This is a genomic window from Georgenia sp. Marseille-Q6866 (genome assembly GCF_965111665.1).
Map to the genome: position 1 here is coordinate 214,636 of NZ_CBCOOR010000004.1, position 17,257 is coordinate 231,892.

Sequence of the window (17,257 nt, forward strand, 5' to 3'; positions counted from 1 at the left end):
ACGCCAGCGCGCCGCGCCACCGTGCGCTTGGCTTGGGTCATGGCACGACGACGGCGCAGCCCGGGGGTGATGGGTGGCACGCGCCCGCCTCAGCTGCCGGGCCACGAGATCGTCGGCACGGCCGGTTTCGGTGCGAACGGGGCGGTGTGGTCGGCGCGAGACCGGGCCGGGCGGGACGTCGTCGTCAGTGTGCTCGCGCTGCCGCGCGGGGAGGCGGGGACGGCCCAGCTGCGGCGCCTGGCCGCGCTGCGCCACGGCACCCACCCCCACCTCGCCTGCATCCGTCAGGTCCTCACCCTCGACGGCGGACGCTGTGCCGTCGTCAGCGACCACGTGCCCGGCCCCACCCTCGCCACGGTGCTGGCCGCGCGCGGCGCGCTCGGGCCCCCGGAGCTCGCCGGCCTGCTCGGTGCGCTGGGCAGCGCTCTCGGCCACCTCCACGAGCGCGGCGTCGTCCACGGCGACGTCTCGCCCGCGAACGTCGTCGTCACCGGCGACGGCGTACCCGTCCTCGTCGACCTCGCCGGCCAGGGCGCCCACGAGCTCGGCACCCCCGGCTTCGTGCCGCCCGAGCGGGAGCGGGGAAGCGCGGCCGGCGCGCCGGGCGACGTGTGGGCCCTGGCCCGGCTCGTCGAGTGGGCAGCGGGCCCGACACCGGACCCGGACCTGCTGCGGCTGCTCGGTCCCGCGCTCGACGTCGCGGCGGAGCGGCGCCCGTCCGCCCGTGACCTCGCCAGCCGGGCCCCGGGCATCGCCCCCGGAGGCCCGGTAGCCGTCCCGCCCGCAGCCGCGCTGGCCCAGGCTCGCATGCGCGACGACGTCGCCCCCACGCGCCGGCGCACGGCCACCCGGCGTGGCCGACAGGCCGAGCGGGCGGCGGGCCGGCTGGGAGCCGACGGCGGTGACGCCGCCGTGCGGATTAGTGCCGTCGGGACGGGGCCCACGGTCACCGCTGCGTCCTCGCGTCGACCCGCGCCCGCCGCGCGAGCGGCTCCCACGGTTGCCACGGTGGCGTCGCGTGCACCGGCGCCTGCCGCCGGAGCAGGTCCCACGGTCACCGCGGCGCGCGGGCGTGCGCCGGCTCCCGCGGTCCGGGTGCCCCGCCATGTCCGTGAGCAGACCCCGCCCACGCCGTGGCTCGGCGGCGCACTCACGCTGGGCGTGGCGGCGATCCTCACCGGCCTCATCGTGTGGTCGGGGCCGGGCGAGCGGGCCGGCGACTACGGGCACGCCCCGGCGGCCGCGACGGGCACCGCGAAGTACGCCGAGGCGGTGGCAACCCTCCTCGCCCGGCGCGACGGCGCGCTCGTGGCCGGTGACGCCGCCGCCCTCGCGGCCACGACGGTGCCCGGCGGGCCCGCGGCGCGTGACGACGTCGTCCTCCTCGACCGCCTCACGGCCACCGGGACGGCGCTGGAGGACCTGCGCACGGAGGTGAGTGCCGTGGAGGGGGTGGTGGCGGTGGACGAGGGCGTCGCCGTCGACGTCGTCCTCGTGCAGGACGCGCACGAGCGCGTCGTGGGCGGCCAACGGACCACCGTGCCGGCGCAGGACCCGGCCTGCGCGCGGCTCGTGCTCGTCGCCGGGCCGGGCGACACGTGGCGCCTACTGGGCAGCGAGCCGTGCCCCTGAGGCGGAACGGCGACGGGGCCCGCACCCGAAGGTGCGGGCCCCGTCACGGGGGAGGTGCTCAGAGGCCGAGGTCGGCCTCGAAGGCACCCTCCTCGAGGCGCTTCTTGATGGTCTGCATGAAGCGACCGGCGTCCGCACCGTCGACCAGGCGGTGGTCGTAGGTGAGGGGCAGGTAGACCATCGAGCGGATGCCGATCGTCTCGTTGCCGTCCGCGTCGGTGACGACGACCGGGCGCTTGACGATCGCGCCGAGGCCGAGGATCGCGACCTCGGGCTGGTTGATGATCGGGGTGTCGAACAGGGCCCCGTTCGAGCCGAGGTTGGTGATCGTGAAGGTGGAGCCACCGAGCTCGTCGGGGGTGACCTTGTTGTCCCGGGTGCGGGCCGCGAGGTCCGCGACGCGCTTGGAGATGCCCGCGATGGTGAGGTCACCGGCCTCCTTGATCACCGGCACCAGGAGCCCGCGGGGGGTGTCCACCGCGATGCCGATGTTCTCCTCGCCGTGGTAGACGATCTGGTCGCCGTCGATGGAGGCGTTGAGGGCCGGGTGGGCCTTGAGCGCCTCGGTCGCAGCCTTGATGAAGAACGGCAGGTAGGTGAGCTTGACGCCCTCCCGCTCCTGGAAGCTGTTCTTCGCGCGGGCGCGCAGCTTGGCGATGCGCGTGACGTCCACCTCGATGACCGTGGTCAGCTGGGCGGAGGTGTCGAGGGACTCGAGCATGCGCTTGGCGATGACCTTGCGCAGGCGCGACATCTTCTCGGTGGTGCCACGCAGCGGGGAGACCTCGGGGACCGAGGGGCCTTGGCGGCGGCGGGGGCCGCGGCCGGAGCCGGGGCGGCCTGCTGCTGGGCCTTCTCCGCGGCCGCGAGGACGTCCTCCTTGCGGATCCGTCCACCGACGCCCGTGCCCTGGAGGGAGTCGAGGTCGACGCCCTTCTCCTTGGCGAGCTTGCGCACGATCGGGGTGACGTAGGCGGTCTTGGCGGTCTCCGCGGCGCTGGGACGCTCGGCCGGCGTGGTCGAGGCCTCCTGCGGCGGCGTCTGCTGCTGCTCGGCCTTGGGCTGCTCCTGCTTGGGCTGCTCGGCCTGCTTCGGCTCGCTCGGCGCGGGCGCGGCCTCCTCGGAGGGGACCGTGCTCGTCGCCGCACCCTGGTGCTGCTCGGCGCGCTGCTCGGAGGGCTGCTCCTCCTCCTTGGCCTGCTCCTCGGCACCCTGCGGGGCCTCCTCGGACGCGGATGCGGAGGAGCCGCCGCCGCTCTCGCCGCCGATGACGGCGAGGTCGGTGCCGACCTCCACGGTCTCGTCCTCCTGGACGAGGATCTTGCTCAGCACACCGGCGTAGGGGGAGGGGACCTCGGTGTCGACCTTGTCGGTCGAGACCTCGAGCAGCGGCTCGTCGACCTCGACCTGCTCGCCCTCGCTCTTGAGCCAGCGGGTGACGGTGCCCTCGGTGACGGACTCACCGAGCGCCGGCATCTGGACCTTCTGGCCCTCGCCGGAGCCGGAGGACCCGGACGAGGCCTGCTGCTTCGCCTCCTGGGCCACCTCCTGCTCGGAGTGCTGCTCCTGCTCGGCAGGCTGCTCCTTCTCGGCGGGCTCGGGCGCCTGCTCCTGCTCGGCGGGCTGCTCGTCCTGCGCGGGCGCGGAGTCGCCGCCGCCCTCACCGGAGCCGATGACGGCGAGCTCGGCGCCGACCTCGACGGTCTCGTCCTCCTGGACGAGGATCTTCTCGAGCACGCCGGCGAAGGGCGAGGGCACCTCGGTGTCGACCTTGTCGGTCGAGACCTCGAGCAAGGGCTCGTCGAGCTCGACCCGGTCCCCCTCGCTCTTCAGCCAGCGGGTGACGGTTCCCTCGGTGACGGACTCGCCCAGGGCGGGCATCTGCACGGAGTCGGACATGACCTGGTGTCTCCTTCGATCGAGGGTCAGTTGTGGGAGTGCAGCGGCTTGCCCGCGAGGGCGAGAGCTGCCTCGCCAAGGGCCTCGTTCTGCGTCGGGTGGGCGTGGATGAGCGAGGCGACGTCGTCGGGGTACGCCTCCCAGTTGACGATGAGCTGACCCTCGCCGATGAGCTCGCCGGCGCGGGAGCCGATCATGTGGACACCCACGATGGGGCCGTCCTTCTGGCGCACCAGCTTGACGAAGCCGGTGGTCTGCAGGATCTGGCTCTTGCCGTTGCCGGCGAGGTTGAAGTCGACGGTCTCGACGCCGTCCTCGCCGTGCGCCTCCTTGGCCTGCGCCTCGGTGAGGCCGACGGAGGCCACCTCGGGCTCGCAGTAGGTGACGCGCGGGATGCCGGACTCGACGATGGTCGCCGGGTTGAGGCCGGCGATCTCCTCGGCCACGAACACGCCCTGCTGGAAGCCGCGGTGGGCGAGCTGCAGGCCGGGGACGATGTCGCCGACGGCGTAGATGTTGGCGACGCCCGTGTGGAGACGCTCGTTGGTCAGGACGAAGCCGCGCTCCATGGGCACGCCCTGCTCCTCGTAGCCGAGGTTCGCCGTCGCCGGCCCGCGGCCGACGGCGACGAGCAGGAGGTCGGCCTCGTAGGTCTTGCCGTCCTCGGTGGACACGACGACGCCCGAGTCGTTCTGCTCGACGCCGGAGAAGCGGGTGCCCGTCGCGAAGCTGATCTTCCGCTTGCGGAAGGCCCGCTCGAGCGCCTTGGAGAGGGAGATGTCCTCGTTCGGGACGAGGTTCGGCAGCGCCTCGATGATCGTGACGTCGACCCCGAAGGACTTCCACACGGACGCGAACTCGACGCCGATGACGCCGCCGCCGAGGACGATCGCGCTCTTGGGCACGTAGTCGAGGGTGAGGGCCTGCTCGCTCGTGATGACCCGGCCGCCGATCTCGAGGCCGGGCAGGGAGCGGGCGTAGGAGCCGGTCGCGAGGATGATGTTGCGGCCGCGGTAGGTGGCGCCGTCGACCTCGACGGTGTCCTTGCCGGTGAGCCGTCCCCAGCCGGTGATGTAGTCGATCTTGCCGGCCTTGATGAGGCCCTGCAGGCCCTTGTACAGGCGGCCGATGACGCCGTCCTTGTACGAGTTGACCGCCGGCATGTCGATGCCCTCGAAGGAGCTGTTGACGCCGACGGCGTGGCTGTGCTGGATCTCGTCAGCGACGGCGGCGCTGTGGAGGAGGGCCTTGGTGGGGATGCACCCGCGGTGGAGGCAGGTGCCGCCGACCTTGTCGGCTTCGATCAGGGCGATGGACAGCCCGAGCTGGGCGGCGCGCAGGGCTGCTGCGTAGCCTCCGCTCCCGGCTCCCAGGATGACCAGGTCGTAGACATTTCCTTCAGGGCTGTCGGTCACAAACCTCTCCTCGAGCACACGACGATCCCGGGCCGCAGCCGGGGCTTCGGTCCATCTTGTCACCGTCCACGCTGCCGGGACCACCTGACACAGTGTCCGTCGGGTCACAACCGGAGCCGTACGCTAGTGCGCATGCGGCTGTTCTCCCGACGCAGGAACCAGGGCTCCACGAGCACCGAGGTTCCCACCGCGCAGCGACGCGCGGAGGTCATCGCCCACTTCCGTGACTTCGTCACGACCCGGGTCGGGGTGGAGGCGTACATCGAGCCGCCGACCCCCAACGACCCGACGACGATGGTCCTCGTGGCCCGCACCGGGGAGTGGACGCGCCGCCGGATACCGGACCAGAAGGCCGCCTGGGCGCTGGCCCGCGAGCTCGAGATCCCGGTCTACGACGTCAACCTCACCGGCTACCCCAGCAGCATGCGCCGCTGGAGCGCCGCCCAGCGCAGGAAGTAGCCCCCTCCCCGCATATGCGGGAAAAGCGCAGCCTTCCGACGCGGAGGACTGCGCTTTTCCCATATGCGGAGTGGGGGGAGGGGAGGGGGTCAGCGGGGGCGGCCTGCTCCAGGACCGTCAGGAGGGTGCGGACGCCCATGCCCGTTCCGCCTTCCGGCGTGTAGCCGCGGGGGCTGCCCTCGTTGTAGGCGGGGCCGGCGATGTCGAGGTGGGCCCACGGGGTGTCCCCGACGAACTCCTTGAGGAACAGGCCGGCGACGAGCATCCCGCCGAAGCGGTCGCCCATGTTCGCGATGTCGGCCACCTGGGACTTCATCGAGTCGGCGAGCTCGGCGGGCAGCGGCATCGGCCAGAACTGCTCACCGGCGGCGCCGGCAGCGGCCACGACCTGCTCGCGGACGCCGTCGGTGCCCATGACGGCGCCGACCCGCGAGCCGAGCGCCACCATCTGCGCCCCGGTGAGCGTCGCGATGTCGATGAGGAGGTCGGGGCTCTCCTCCCCGGCGGCGACGAGCGCGTCGGCCATGACGAGACGGCCCTCGGCGTCGGTGTTGAGCACCTCGACGGTCTTGCCGCCGCGGATGGTGATGACGTCGGAGGGCCGCTGGGCGGTGCCCGAGGGCATGTTCTCGGCGAGGGCGAGCCAGCCGGTCACCCGGACGGGCAGCTCGAGGGCCGCGGCGGCGAGGACCGTGTGGAGGACGGTCGCGGCGCCGGCCATGTCCATCTTCATCGTCTCCATGCCCTTGGCGGGCTTGATGGACAGGCCGCCGGAGTCGAAGGTGATGCCCTTGCCCACGAGGCCCACGTGCGCCTTGGCGCGCGCGGGGGAGTAGGTGACCTTGACGAGGCGCGGGGGACGGGCCGAGCCCATGCCCACGCCGATGAGCCCGCCGAAGCCGCCGGCCGCGAGCTCCTTCTCGTCGAGGACGGTGACCTTGACCTTCGTGCCCTTGGCACCGGCCGTCGCCTCCTCGGCGAAGGACTCCGGGTAGAGGTCGGCGGGGGAGGCGTTGACGAGGTCGCGGACCCCGGCGACGGCGTCGGCGACGACGACGGCGCGGGCGTGGGCCGCCTTGGCCTCCTTGGTCTTGGCAACGTCGGAGACGAGTTCGAGGCGCGCGACCGGCGCGGTGCGCGTGGTGCGGTAGCGGTCGAAGCTGTAGGCACCGAGGAGCGCACCCTCGGCGACGGCGCCGACCTGCTCGGCCGTGGCGGCCGGCAGCGCGAGCGCGACGTCGGCGGTCCCGGCGAGGGAGCGGACGGCCGCACCGGCGGCGCGGCGCAGCGCCTCGAGGTCCGGCCCGTCCTCGCCCACGGGGCCCACGCCGGTGAGGACGACGACGTCGGCGGCGAGCTCCTTGCCCGCGGCCACGCGCAGCACCTCGTCGGCCTTGCCGGAGACCCCGAGGGCCGGCAGGAGGGAGGTCAGCGTCTTGACGGTCGCGGAGGGGAGGTCGGCGCCCGGGAGGAGGACGGCGTCCTCACCGCGCCGGCCGACGGCGACGACGACGGCGTCGGCCTGGATACGAGCAACGGTCTTCGTGGTCAGCGTCAGTTCAGTCACGCACCCGACTCTATCCGGCCCGTCTCGGGCACGGCACGGTGCGGGGCGGCCGCGGTCGCGCCGTTAGGATGACGCGGTGCTCCCCGTCGTCCTCGTCGTCTCGGTCCTTGCGGCCGTGCTCGGTGTATGGGCACTCGTCTTCGCGGTGACCGACCGCGCGGTCGTGCTGCGCCAGCTCATCGCGGGGGGTGTGGTCGAGGGGGCGCTCGTCGTCCAGGGCCTCGTCCTCGCGGTCACGCAGGTGACGGGCTCGCTCACGAGCGACCCGATCCTCATGTGGGGGTACCTGCTCGTCGCGATGATGCTCCTGCCGGGAGCCGCCCTGGCGGCCTTCGTCGAGCGGACCCGCTGGAGCTCTGTCGTCCTGGTCGTCGCGGCCTTCACCATCATCGTCATGGAGCTTCGGATGTGGCAGCTGTGGCAGGCATGAGCAAGCAGCCGGTGCACACCGCACCGGCCACCGACGACCGTCCGCCCGCCCGCGGTGCCGGGCTCCTCGTCGTCGCCGTCTACGTCGTCTTCGCGCTGGCGGCCTCCGCCCGCGCCGGCGTCCAGCTCGTGCGTGACGCGGCCGAGGCGCCACTGGCCTACGGGCTGTCGGGCTTCGCGGCCGTCGTCTACGTCCTCGCCGCGGTCGCCCTGGCCCACAACGGCCGCCGCATGCGCCGCCTGGCCTGGACCGCCGTCACCATCGAGCTCGTCGGTGTCCTCGCCGTCGGGATCCTCAGCGTCGCCCAGCCCGAGCTCTTCCCGCGGGACACCGTGTGGTCGCACTTCGGCAGCGGCTACGGCTACGTCCCGCTCGTCCTGCCCGTCCTCGGCCTGTTCTGGCTGTGGCGCTCGAGCCCCGGACGGGTGGCGCGCGCGAGCGAGAGCCGCTGACTCAGCGGCGCGCCAGCGCCCGGTTCACCGAGCCCGGCCACGTCGGGCCCTGGTAGACGAAGGCCGTGTAGGCCTGGAGCAGGTCCGCGCCGGCGTCGAGCATCCGGCGGGCGGAGGCGACGTCGTCGATGCCGCCGACCCCGACGACGAGCGCGTCCGTAGCGAGCCGCCCGCGCAGCAGCCGCACGACCTCCAGGGCGCGCGCCTGCAGCGGCCGGCCTGAGAGCCCGCCAGGCCCGTGGTCGTGGGTGATGGTCGTGTTCGTCGCGACGACCCCGGCGAGCGAGAGCTCGGTGACGAGGTCCGCGACGGCCGTGACGTCGTCGTCGTCGAGGTCCGGGGCCACCTTGACGAGGACCGGGACGCGGCGGCCGGCGGCGGCGTCCGCCTCCCGCTGCACCGCGGTGAGGATGGGGCGCAGCGCGTCGACGGACTGCAGGTCCCGCAGGCCGGGGGTGTTGGGGGAGGAGACGTTGACCGTGAGGTAGTCCGCCCAGCGCGCGAGGAGGCGGGCGCTGGTCGCGTAGTCACCCACGGCGTCGTCCACGGGCGTCACCCGCGACTTGCCGATGTTGACGCCGACGACGACGGACCGTCCCCGGCGGGTGCTGCGCAGCTGCCGCAGCCGCTCGGCCGCCGCCTCCGCACCCGCGTTGTTGAAGCCCATCCGGTTGCGCAGCGCCCCCTCCTCGGGGTGGCGCCACAGCCGCGGGCGGTCGTTGCCCGGCTGCGGGTGGGCGGTGATCGTCCCGACCTCGACGTGCCCGAAGCCGAGCATGTCCATGCCGAGCACCGAGCGGGCGTCCTTGTCCATGCCCGCAGCGAGCCCGACGACGCCGGGGACGGGGCGGCCGAGCGCCGTCGTCACCCGCGAGGCGGGCCGGCGCCCGAGGGTGCCGCGCACGGCGTCGGCCACGACGGGGGTGGCCGCGACGCCGCGGATGAGCCGCAGCGCGAGCTCGTGGGCCCGTTCGGGGTCGGCGCGGAGGAGGAGGGACCGGAAGACCAGGCGGTACAGGCGCACCCGGTAAGGGTAGCCAGCGCCGGAGGTCAGTCCCGCCGCTCGCCCCGCTTCACCTGGGGCTTGGGTGCGCGCAGGAAGCGCGGCTGGAAGAGCCGGCTGAAGGCGTAGATGCCGGTGAAGCGCGGGATCTGCTCCTCGCCGAAGCGCGCCTTGAGCTTGCGCTTGATGACGAGGGACAGGCCGATCGCAAAGGCGAGGGAGATCGCGAAGGCGACGTACATGACGACCATGCCGACGACGGCGACCTCGGGGACGATGTTCGCGAAGAACAGCAGGACGATCGAGGCCATCGCGAGCGGGAGGAAGTACTCGCTGGGGCTGAAGCGCGCGTCGACGTAGTCGCGCACCCAGCGGCGGACCGGGCCCTTGTCCCGCACGGGCAGGTAGCGCTCGTCGCCGGTGCGCATGGCCTCCTGCTGCTTGGCGTACATCTCGTTGCGCTGCCGGCGCGCCTCCGCCTTGGCGACCTTGCGGTCGGTCGGGACCAGCGGACGCTGGTTGCGCGCCTGGGCCTCCTTGCGCTTCGGCGTGGGGCGGCCCTTGCCCGCGGGCGTCACCTCCGGCGCGGGGGCGGGCGCCGGGGTCTCCTTCTTGCTCCGTCCGATCACCCCCCGAGGGTAGTCGACCGCGGGTGCTGCTCGGCGTCGCGCCCGGGTGCGGGTCCCGGTGGTGCGGGCGATAGTGGACGGCGCGGCGGGTCCCGCCCCACCGCCGCGAGCCGACCGACGAAGGGGAGCATCCATGAGTGCCACCGTCCGCGAGGTCGCCCCCGGCGTGCACCTCGTCTCCCACGCCCACGTCAACTGCTACCTCGTCGAGGACGACGACGGCGTCACGCTCGTTGACGCCGGCCTGCCCGCCGTCTGGCGGCCCCTGGGCGAGGCGATCCGCGCGATCGGGCGCCGTCCCCGGGACCTGCGGGCCCTCGTGCTCACCCATGCCCACTTCGACCACGTCGGTGTGGTCCGCAAGATCCAGGGGATCGGCGTGCCCGTGTGGGCCGCGGCCGCGGAGCACCACCTCGTGGCCCACCCCTTCTCCTACGCCCACGAGAACCCGCGGGCGCTCTACCCGATCCGTCACCCCGCGGCCCTGCCGATCCTCACCTCGATGCTCCTCGCCGGGCTGCCCCTCGTGCGCGGCACCACAGGCGTGCGCACCCTGCAGACCGGCGGGATCCTCGACGTCCCCGGCCGCCCGCACGTCATCGCCACCCCCGGCCACACCTACGGGCACGTCGCCCTCCACCTGCCGGACCGTGACGTCGTCATCTCCGGCGACGCCCTCGTCACGCTCGACCCCTACACCGCCCGGACCGGGCCCCGCATCGTCGCCGGGGCGGCGACGGCGGACTTCGCACTCAGCTTCGCCTCGCTCGACGCCATCGCGGACACCGGCGCCGGCACGGTGCTGCCGGGCCACGGTGAGCCGTGGACGGAGGGCGCCCGCTCCGCCGTCGAGCACGCGCGCGCCGCCGGGGCGGCCTGACCCGACGCGCCGGCCGCCGTTAGGCTGCCGGGGTGACCATCGAGGACCTGACCACCCGCACCGCCGCCGAGTTCCCCCGCATCCGCAGCGACCTCGAGTCGCTCGTGCGCATCCCCAGCGTCTCGGCGCCCGCCTTCGACCCCCAGCACCTGGAGGACAGCGCCGCCGCCGTCGCGCAGCTGTTCCGCGACGCCGGGCTGCCCGAGGTCGAGGTCGTGCGCGTCACCGGCCCCGACGGCCGCCCCGGTGCACCCGCCGTGCTCGCCCACAAGCCCGCCCCGGCCAGCGCGCCCACCGTCCTCCTCTACGCCCACCACGACGTCCAGCCCCGGGCGACCCGGCCGGCTGGACCTCCCCGCCCTTCGAGCCCACCGAGCGGGACGGGCGGCTCTACGGCCGCGGCGCCGCCGACGACAAGGCCGGGATCATGGCCCACGTCGGGGCGCTGCGCGTGCTCGGTGACGAGCTCGGCGTCGGCGTCACCGTCTTCAGCGAGGGCGAGGAGGAGATCGGCTCCCCGACCTTCCGCACCTTCCTCGAGACCTACCGGGACCGCCTGGCCGCCGACGTCATCGTCGTCGCGGACTCCTCCAACTGGAAGGTCGGCGTCCCCGGCCTCACCACCTCCCTGCGCGGGCTCGTCGACTGCACCGTCGAGCTGTCCGTCCTCGACCACGCCGTCCACTCCGGCATGTTCGGCGGCCCCGTCCTCGACGCGCTCACGCTCATGTCGCGCCTCGTCGCCACCCTCCACGACGACGACGGGAACGTCGCCGTCCCCGGCCTCGTCGCGACCGACCACGCGGACGTCGACTACCCGGAGGCCGACTTCCGGGCCGACGCCGGTGTGCTCGACGGCGTCCGCCTCGCCGGCACCGGCCCGCTCGCCGCGCGGCTGTGGACCAAGCCGGCGATCTCGGTCATCGGCCTGGACGCCACGAGCGTGGACCACGCCTCCAACACCGTCATCCCCTCGGCGCGGGCCAAGCTCTCCATGCGCATCGCGCCCGGGCAGGACCCCGCCGCCGCCGAGCGCGCCCTGCACGACCACCTCGTGGCCAGCGCCCCCTTCGGCGCGCGCGTCACCGTGACGCCGGGGGAGACCGGGCAGGCCTTCCAGGCGCCGGAGGACTCCGCGGCCATGCAGGCCGCCCGCTGGGCCTTCACCACCGCGTGGGGCACCGAGCCGGTCGACCTCGGCGTGGGCGGTTCGATCCCGTTCATCGCCGACCTCGCCGAGGTGTACCCGCAGGCTGCGATCCTCGTCACCGGCGTGGAGGACCCCGACTCCCGGGCGCACTCGGAGAACGAGTCGGTGCACCTCGGGGAGCTGGAGAAGGTCGTCCTCGCCGAGGCGCTGCTCCTCGCCCGCCTCGCCGACCGCCTGTGACCGCGCCCCGCCACGGAGAGGAGGCACCGTGCGCCTGCTCCTGAGCCCCGGGCGCCTGTCCGGCGCCCTGAGCGCGGCCCAGGTCGCCGCCGCCGTGCGCCGCGGCTGGCTGCACACTGCCCCCGGTACCGACGTCCGCGCGCTGCCGATGTCCGACGGCGCGGCGGGCCTGCTCGACGCCGTCCAGACCGCGTGCGGCGGGGAGCTCGTCTCGGTCACCGCCCGCGGGCCCCTCGGGGAGCCGGTGCCGGCCACCCTCCTCCACGTCCCCGGCACCGGGGGCGGCACCGCCTACGTCGAGGCCGGGCAGGTCCTCGGCCGCCAGCTCGTCGCGCCCGGCCAGGAGCTGCGGCACGCCGAGGAGGGCAGCAGCGCCGGCCTCGGTGAGCTGCTCCTCGCCGCCCGTGAGCTCGGGGCCGGGCGCGTCGTCGTCGGCGTGGGGGAGGCGGCCACGCACGACGGCGGCGCCGGCCTGGTCCGGACGCTCGCCGGCGCGGACGCCGGGGACGAGATCGACGCCGACGTGCTGGCGGCCGCCCACGCCGTGCTCGCCGGCGCCGACGTGGTCGTCGCCGCCGCCACGCAGGTGCCCCTCCTCGGGCTGCACGGCGCCGGCGCGCTCCTGTCCGACCGTCTCGGTCCCGCCGAGGCGCAGCGGCTGGACACCCGGGCCGGCGAGCTCGCCGCCCACCTGGACCGCCTCGGGCGCGCCCTGCCCGCCCGGACCGCGCTGCTGCCCGCGCCCGGCGGGCACGGCGCCGCGGCGCGTCCCGGACGCACCGACGGGTCCGGCGCCGGGGGAGGGGCGGCCCACGCCCTCACGGTGCTGGGCGGGCGGCTGCTCCACGGTCCCGACGTCGTCGCCGCCGCCATCGGCCTGCCGGAGGCGGTGGGGAGCGCCGACGTCGTCCTCACCGCGACCGCGGTCCTGGACGCCCCCGCGGTCGACACCTCCGTCGTCGCCACGGTGGGACGAGCCGCGATGGAGCTGGGGCTGCCCGTCGTCGTCCTCGCCGAGGAGGTCCACACCTCGCGGCGCGAGGTCGCCCGCGCGGGGATCAGCGCCACCTACGCCACGGGCACCACGGGGGTCGAGGGGCTCGAGGCCTGGGCCGTACGTCTTGCGCGCACCTGGGCGCTCGAGGCGTAGGCTGGACGGGAACAACTGCGGCCGCGCCGTGGTTGGCCCGGTTGTACTGCCCCAAAGACAGCGGAGATGTGAGCATGAGCGAGACGACGGCTACGACGCCCACCGAGGTCCCGACGCACGAGATCGAACTCACCGACGTCGCCGCCCAGAAGGTCAAGACCCTTCTCGCGCAGGAGGGCCGTGACGACCTGCGGCTGCGGATCGCCGTGCAGCCCGGTGGCTGCTCCGGCCTCATCTACCAGCTCTACTTCGACGAGCGCCTGCTCGACGGCGACGCCGTGCGCAACTTCGGTGGCGTCGAGGTCATCGTCGACCGGATGAGCGTGCCCTACCTCGCCGGCGCGACGATCGACTTCGCCGACACCATCGAGAAGCAGGGCTTCACGATCGACAACCCGAACGCGGGCGGCTCCTGCGCGTGTGGCGACTCCTTCCACTGAGACACGCGGATCTCACGCCGCGGCCCGTTGGGACCAGGGTTACACCCCTGGCCCGGCGGGCCGTTTCGCGTACCAGGGCAGTGTTAGCGGTAAGGTGGCCGGAGGGACGTAGGTCCTGTCTGAAATGCCCTAAACGCGTCGTGTCGGAAGGTCTTGAAGTGCGATCACCGTCCTCCGGTAGCCGCTCGCCCCGCGGTTGGCGACTGGTAGTCCTGGGCCTTGTGGCGGCCCTCACCCTCGCCGGCTGTGCCGAGCTCGGCGCCCCGCGGAACGGCTTCCTGCCCTCCGAGCCGGGCTTGACCGACAAGACCGAGTCGATCATCAACCACTGGAGCGGCGCCTGGGTCGCCGCCCTCGCCGTCGGCGTCATCGTGTGGGGCCTGACGATCTGGTGCATCGTGGCCTACCGCAAGCGCAAGAACGACAACACGCTGCCGGTCCAGCTGCGCTACCACGTGCCGCTCGAGCTCATGTACGTCGTCGTGCCGATCCTCATGATCGGGGTGCTGTACTTCTACTCCACCCAGGTCACCCACGAGCTCACGGACACGAGCGAGGAGCCGGACCTCACGATCCAGGCCTACGGCAAGCAGTGGAGCTGGGACTTCAACTACATCGACGACGGCGTCTTCTCCGAGGGCGGCCGCGTCCAGCTCACTGGTGAGGAGGGCGTCGAGGAGACCCTCCCGACCCTCTACCTGCCGGTCGGGGAGACCGTCGAGTTCATCGTCGACTCCCGCGACGTCCAGCACTCGTTCTGGATCCCCGCCTTCCTCTTCAAGATCGACATGATCCCCGGGCACACCAACGTCTTCCAGGTGACGCCGCAGGAGGAGGGGCACTACCAGGGCAAGTGCGCCGAGCTGTGCGGCGAGTTCCACTCGGAGATGCTCTTCAACGTCGAGGTCGTCGACCGTGCGACCTACGACGCCCAGATGGATGCGCTGCGGGAGGCCGGCAACGTCGGCGTCCGCGGTGAGGAGTACAACCGCGTGTACGACCAGCGCGGCTACCTGCAGGACGGGACGGTAAACAACTGATGGCCACCACCGACGAGGCACGCCCCCAGCTCGTTCCCGGGCTGCGACCGGAGCGTCAGAGCCTGGGCCGCACGGTCGTCAGCTGGGTGACGTCGACGGACCACAAGGTCATCGGCTATCTCTACCTCATCACCGCCTTCCTCTTCTTCCTCATCGGCGGCGTGCTCGCCATGGCGATGCGCCTGGAGCTCTTCGACCCCGGCATGGCGCTGTTCCAGTCCAAGGAGCAGTACAACCAGTTCTTCACCATGCACGGCACGATCATGCTGTTCCTGTTCGCGACGCCGCTGTTCACCGGCTTCGGGAACGTCTTCGTGCCGCTGCAGATCGGCGCCCCTGACGTCGCCTTCCCGCGGCTCAACATGTTCAGCTACTGGCTGTTCCTCTTCGGTGGGCTCATCGCGCTGGCCGGCTTCCTCACCCCCAAGGGCGCGGCGAGCTTCGGCTGGACGGCCTACACGCCACTCTCGCTCGAGCCGTTCTCACCGGGTCTCGGTGGCAACCTGTGGGTCCTCGGCATCGCGCTGACCGGTTTCGGCACGATCTTCGGCTCGGTCAACTTCGTCGCCACGATCATCACGATGCGCATGCCCGGCATGACGATGTTCCGGATGCCCATCTTCACCTGGAACATCCTCATCACCTCGCTGCTCGTCCTCATGGCGTTCCCGGTCCTCGCGGCCGCGCTGTTCGGGCTGGCCTTCGACCGCGTCCTCGGCGGGCAGATCTACAACCCGGAGAGCGGCGGTGCCCTGCTGTGGCAGCACCTCTTCTGGTTCTTCGGTCACCCCGAGGTGTACGTCATCGCGCTGCCGTTCTTCGGGATCGTCAGCGAGATCTTCCCGGTCTTCGCCCGCAAGCCGATCTTCGGCTACAAGGGCATCGTCTTCGCGACGATCGCGATAGCCGCCCTGTCGATGACCGTGTGGGCGCACCACATGTACACGACCGGCGGAGCGCTGCTCGACTTCTTCGCCCTCATGACGATGCTCATCGCGGTGCCCACCGGCGTGAAGTTCTTCAACTGGGTCGGCACACTGTGGCGGGGCAAGCTCACCTTCGAGACGCCGATGCTGTGGTCGCTCGGCTTCCTCGTCACCTTCCTCTTTGGCGGTGTCACCGGCATCATCCTCGCGAGCCCGGCGATGGACTTCCAGGTCCACGACTCCTACTTCGTCGTCGCGCACTTCCACTACACCGTCTTCGGCACCGTGGTCTTCGCGATGTTCGCCGGCTTCTACTTCTGGTGGCCCAAGATGACCGGCCGGATGCTCAACGAGCGTCTGGGCAAGGTCCACTTCTGGATGCTGTTCTTCGGCTTCCACGGCACCTTCCTCATCCAGCACTGGCTCGGCGCGCAGGGCATGCCCCGCCGCTACCCCGACTACATGGTCGAGGACGGGTTCACGCTGATGAACCAGGTCTCCACCGCCGGCGCCGCGCTGCTCACGCTGTCCACGCTGCCGTTCCTGTGGAACGTCTACGTCACCTCGCGCGGCCCGCGCACCGTGTTCGTCGACGACCCGTGGGGCTTCGCCAACTCCCTCGAGTGGGCCACGAGCTGCCCGCCGCCGCGGCACAACTTCACCTCCCTGCCCCGGATCCGTTCCGAGCGTCCCGCCTTCGACCTGCACCACCCCGAGGTCGCAGCGATGGACCAGGCGGCGGTGCCGGACCAGGGTGTCCTCGAGCAGGCACTGGGCGACGCCCAGCGCACCGGCGGCGGGGACGCCGCGTCCCAGCCGCAGCCGGGACGCACGTCCACGGCCACGCTCGAGCGTGAGGACGACGACGAGAAGAAGGGCAAGGCCTGATGGCACGCGAGCACGACCGCGCACCCGGCGAGCAGTCCGCCGAGCACCCCAAGCCGCTGGGCGTCGAGAAGTGGCTGTTCATCGCCGGCGTCGCCTTCTTCCTCCCCGTGGGCCTGGTCTACGGCTTCTGGACGGGTTGGGAGCCGATCGGGACGGTCGCCCTGCTCCTCCTCGTCGGGCTGTACGGCCTCTCCGGCTTCTACCTGGCGCTGGTGGCCCGTCGCGTCGACCCGCGCCCGGAGGACAACCCGGTCAGCGACGTCGACGAGCACGCCGGTGAGATCGGCGTGTACGCGCCGCACTCCTGGTGGCCGCTCGTCCTCGGCGTCGCCGCGGCGCTGGCCTTCGCCGGTGTGGCGGTCGGCTGGTGGATCTTCGGGATCGGCATCGCCGTCGGCGTCGTCGGCCTCGTGGGTCACACCTACGAGTTCTCGCGGGGCCCGCACGCGCACTGAGCCGGACCCCTCACACGTCCCTGAACGGGCGGCACTCCACCAGGAGTGCCGCCCGTTCGGCATTCCCGTGGGCAGCCCGGGGCCGGGGGACGCACACCCGGCACGTGGTGAGGAGCCCGGACGTGCGTTGAGACGACCGCAGGGGCGTCACACACGAGGCGTGGCGCGACGTCGGGTCCGGAAACGCGACGAGGGTCCGGACGGGCGGAGGGCGAGAGCGGGCCGGCGGCCGCGAGCAGGCAGCTGCGTCTCTAGGACGCACCTCCGGTACCCCAGCGTCGCGCGGGACGTGCGTCCAGAGGTCCGGACGTGCGTCCTAGGCGAGGCACCCAGACGGGGCACCGCCCAGGGACCGCCGCACCTCTGCGGGCGGTACGGGGGCGTCGGACCACCGTCCACGGGGTGAGCCCGCCCGTCGGGGTGCGCGCGCGCTCAGGGCGGGCGGGCAGCTGCGTCTCTGGGACGCACCTCCGGTACCTCCGTGGCGTGCGGCAGGGGCGTCCAGCGGTCGGGAGGCGCGTACCAGGCACAGGCGCAGGCACAGAGGCACGCAAAAGCCCGGCACCCCCCCTGGGGGCTGCCGGGCCTTCGCGGGCGCTACA

14 protein-coding genes and 2 pseudogenes are annotated in these 17,257 nt (G+C 72.9%); 11 read left to right on the top strand and 5 right to left on the bottom strand.

Annotated elements, in window-relative coordinates:
* The first annotated feature begins 39 nt into the window (after nt 1–39).
* Nucleotides 40–1,632, top strand: coding sequence for a protein kinase domain-containing protein (locus ACWPXV_RS05545; protein WP_454084298.1), 1,593 nt, complete (start codon nt 40–42; stop codon nt 1,630–1,632).
* A gap of 58 nt (nt 1,633–1,690) precedes the next feature.
* Here ACWPXV_RS05545 and sucB read toward each other — a convergent pair.
* Together sucB and lpdA are read right to left on the bottom strand one after the other, a co-directional pair.
* Nucleotides 1,691–3,531, bottom strand: a pseudogene (gene sucB / locus ACWPXV_RS05550) (2-oxoglutarate dehydrogenase, E2 component, dihydrolipoamide succinyltransferase).
* Between the two features lie 26 nt (nt 3,532–3,557).
* Nucleotides 3,558–4,946, bottom strand: coding sequence for a dihydrolipoyl dehydrogenase (gene lpdA, locus ACWPXV_RS05555; protein WP_454084299.1), 1,389 nt, complete (start codon nt 4,944–4,946; stop codon nt 3,558–3,560).
* 132 nt (nt 4,947–5,078) lie between these two features.
* On the opposite strand from lpdA, the gene ACWPXV_RS05560 reads away from it, so the two are divergent.
* A complete protein-coding gene (locus ACWPXV_RS05560; RefSeq protein WP_454084300.1) occupies nt 5,079–5,405 on the top strand; it encodes an oxidoreductase in 327 nt (108 codons plus the stop codon).
* On the opposite strand, the gene ACWPXV_RS05565 is transcribed toward ACWPXV_RS05560, so the two are convergent.
* On the bottom strand, nt 5,350–6,972 hold the full coding sequence (locus ACWPXV_RS05565) for a leucyl aminopeptidase (protein WP_454084301.1): 1,623 nt from the start codon (nt 6,970–6,972) through the stop codon (nt 5,350–5,352). The genes ACWPXV_RS05560 and ACWPXV_RS05565 overlap by 56 nt on opposite strands.
* A gap of 76 nt (nt 6,973–7,048) precedes the next feature.
* On the opposite strand from ACWPXV_RS05565, the gene ACWPXV_RS05570 reads away from it, so the two are divergent.
* Both ACWPXV_RS05570 and ACWPXV_RS05575 read left to right on the top strand, forming a co-directional pair.
* Nucleotides 7,049–7,402: a hypothetical protein gene (locus tag ACWPXV_RS05570; RefSeq protein WP_454084302.1), complete on the top strand. Its 354-nt coding sequence runs from the start codon at nt 7,049–7,051 to the stop codon at nt 7,400–7,402.
* Nucleotides 7,399–7,854 (top strand): hypothetical protein, encoded by a 456-nt coding sequence (locus tag ACWPXV_RS05575; protein WP_454084303.1) that lies wholly within the window; start codon nt 7,399–7,401, stop codon nt 7,852–7,854. Before ACWPXV_RS05570 ends, ACWPXV_RS05575 begins: the two co-directional genes overlap by 4 nt.
* 1 nt (nt 7,855) lies before the next feature.
* Here ACWPXV_RS05575 and ACWPXV_RS05580 read toward each other — a convergent pair whose 3' ends face one another.
* Nucleotides 7,856–8,878: a quinone-dependent dihydroorotate dehydrogenase gene (locus tag ACWPXV_RS05580; protein WP_454084304.1), complete on the bottom strand. Its 1,023-nt coding sequence runs from the start codon at nt 8,876–8,878 to the stop codon at nt 7,856–7,858.
* A gap of 26 nt (nt 8,879–8,904) precedes the next feature.
* A complete protein-coding gene (locus tag ACWPXV_RS05585) occupies nt 8,905–9,486 on the bottom strand; it encodes a DUF3043 domain-containing protein (RefSeq protein ID WP_454084305.1) in 582 nt (193 codons plus the stop codon).
* Between the two features lie 133 nt (nt 9,487–9,619).
* Here ACWPXV_RS05585 and ACWPXV_RS05590 point away from each other — a divergent pair, with 133 nt between their 5' ends.
* From ACWPXV_RS05590 to ACWPXV_RS05620, 7 genes and pseudogenes are all read left to right on the top strand, one after another.
* A complete protein-coding gene (locus ACWPXV_RS05590; protein WP_454084306.1) occupies nt 9,620–10,366 on the top strand; it encodes an MBL fold metallo-hydrolase in 747 nt (248 codons plus the stop codon).
* A gap of 32 nt (nt 10,367–10,398) precedes the next feature.
* Nucleotides 10,399–11,756: pseudogene (locus tag ACWPXV_RS05595) on the top strand (M20/M25/M40 family metallo-hydrolase).
* Nucleotides 11,757–11,784: 28 nt separating this feature from the next.
* Nucleotides 11,785–12,906: a glycerate kinase gene (locus ACWPXV_RS05600; RefSeq protein ID WP_454084307.1), complete on the top strand. Its 1,122-nt coding sequence runs from the start codon at nt 11,785–11,787 to the stop codon at nt 12,904–12,906.
* Between the two features lie 74 nt (nt 12,907–12,980).
* Nucleotides 12,981–13,346, top strand: a complete 366-nt coding sequence (locus tag ACWPXV_RS05605; RefSeq protein ID WP_454084308.1) for a HesB/IscA family protein — start codon at nt 12,981–12,983, stop codon at nt 13,344–13,346.
* Between the two features lie 158 nt (nt 13,347–13,504).
* The gene (ctaC, locus tag ACWPXV_RS05610; protein WP_454084309.1) at nt 13,505–14,386 is read left to right on the top strand and encodes an aa3-type cytochrome oxidase subunit II; all 882 of its coding nucleotides are present in this window, start codon (nt 13,505–13,507) and stop codon (nt 14,384–14,386) included.
* The gene (gene ctaD / locus ACWPXV_RS05615) at nt 14,386–16,200 is read left to right on the top strand and encodes an aa3-type cytochrome oxidase subunit I (protein WP_454084310.1); all 1,815 of its coding nucleotides are present in this window, start codon (nt 14,386–14,388) and stop codon (nt 16,198–16,200) included. The genes ctaC and ctaD overlap by 1 nt, the downstream gene beginning before the upstream one ends.
* Nucleotides 16,200–16,655, top strand: coding sequence for a cytochrome c oxidase subunit 4 (locus ACWPXV_RS05620; RefSeq protein WP_454084311.1), 456 nt, complete (start codon nt 16,200–16,202; stop codon nt 16,653–16,655). The genes ctaD and ACWPXV_RS05620 overlap by 1 nt, the downstream gene beginning before the upstream one ends.
* The last annotated feature ends 602 nt before the right edge of the window (nt 16,656–17,257 follow it).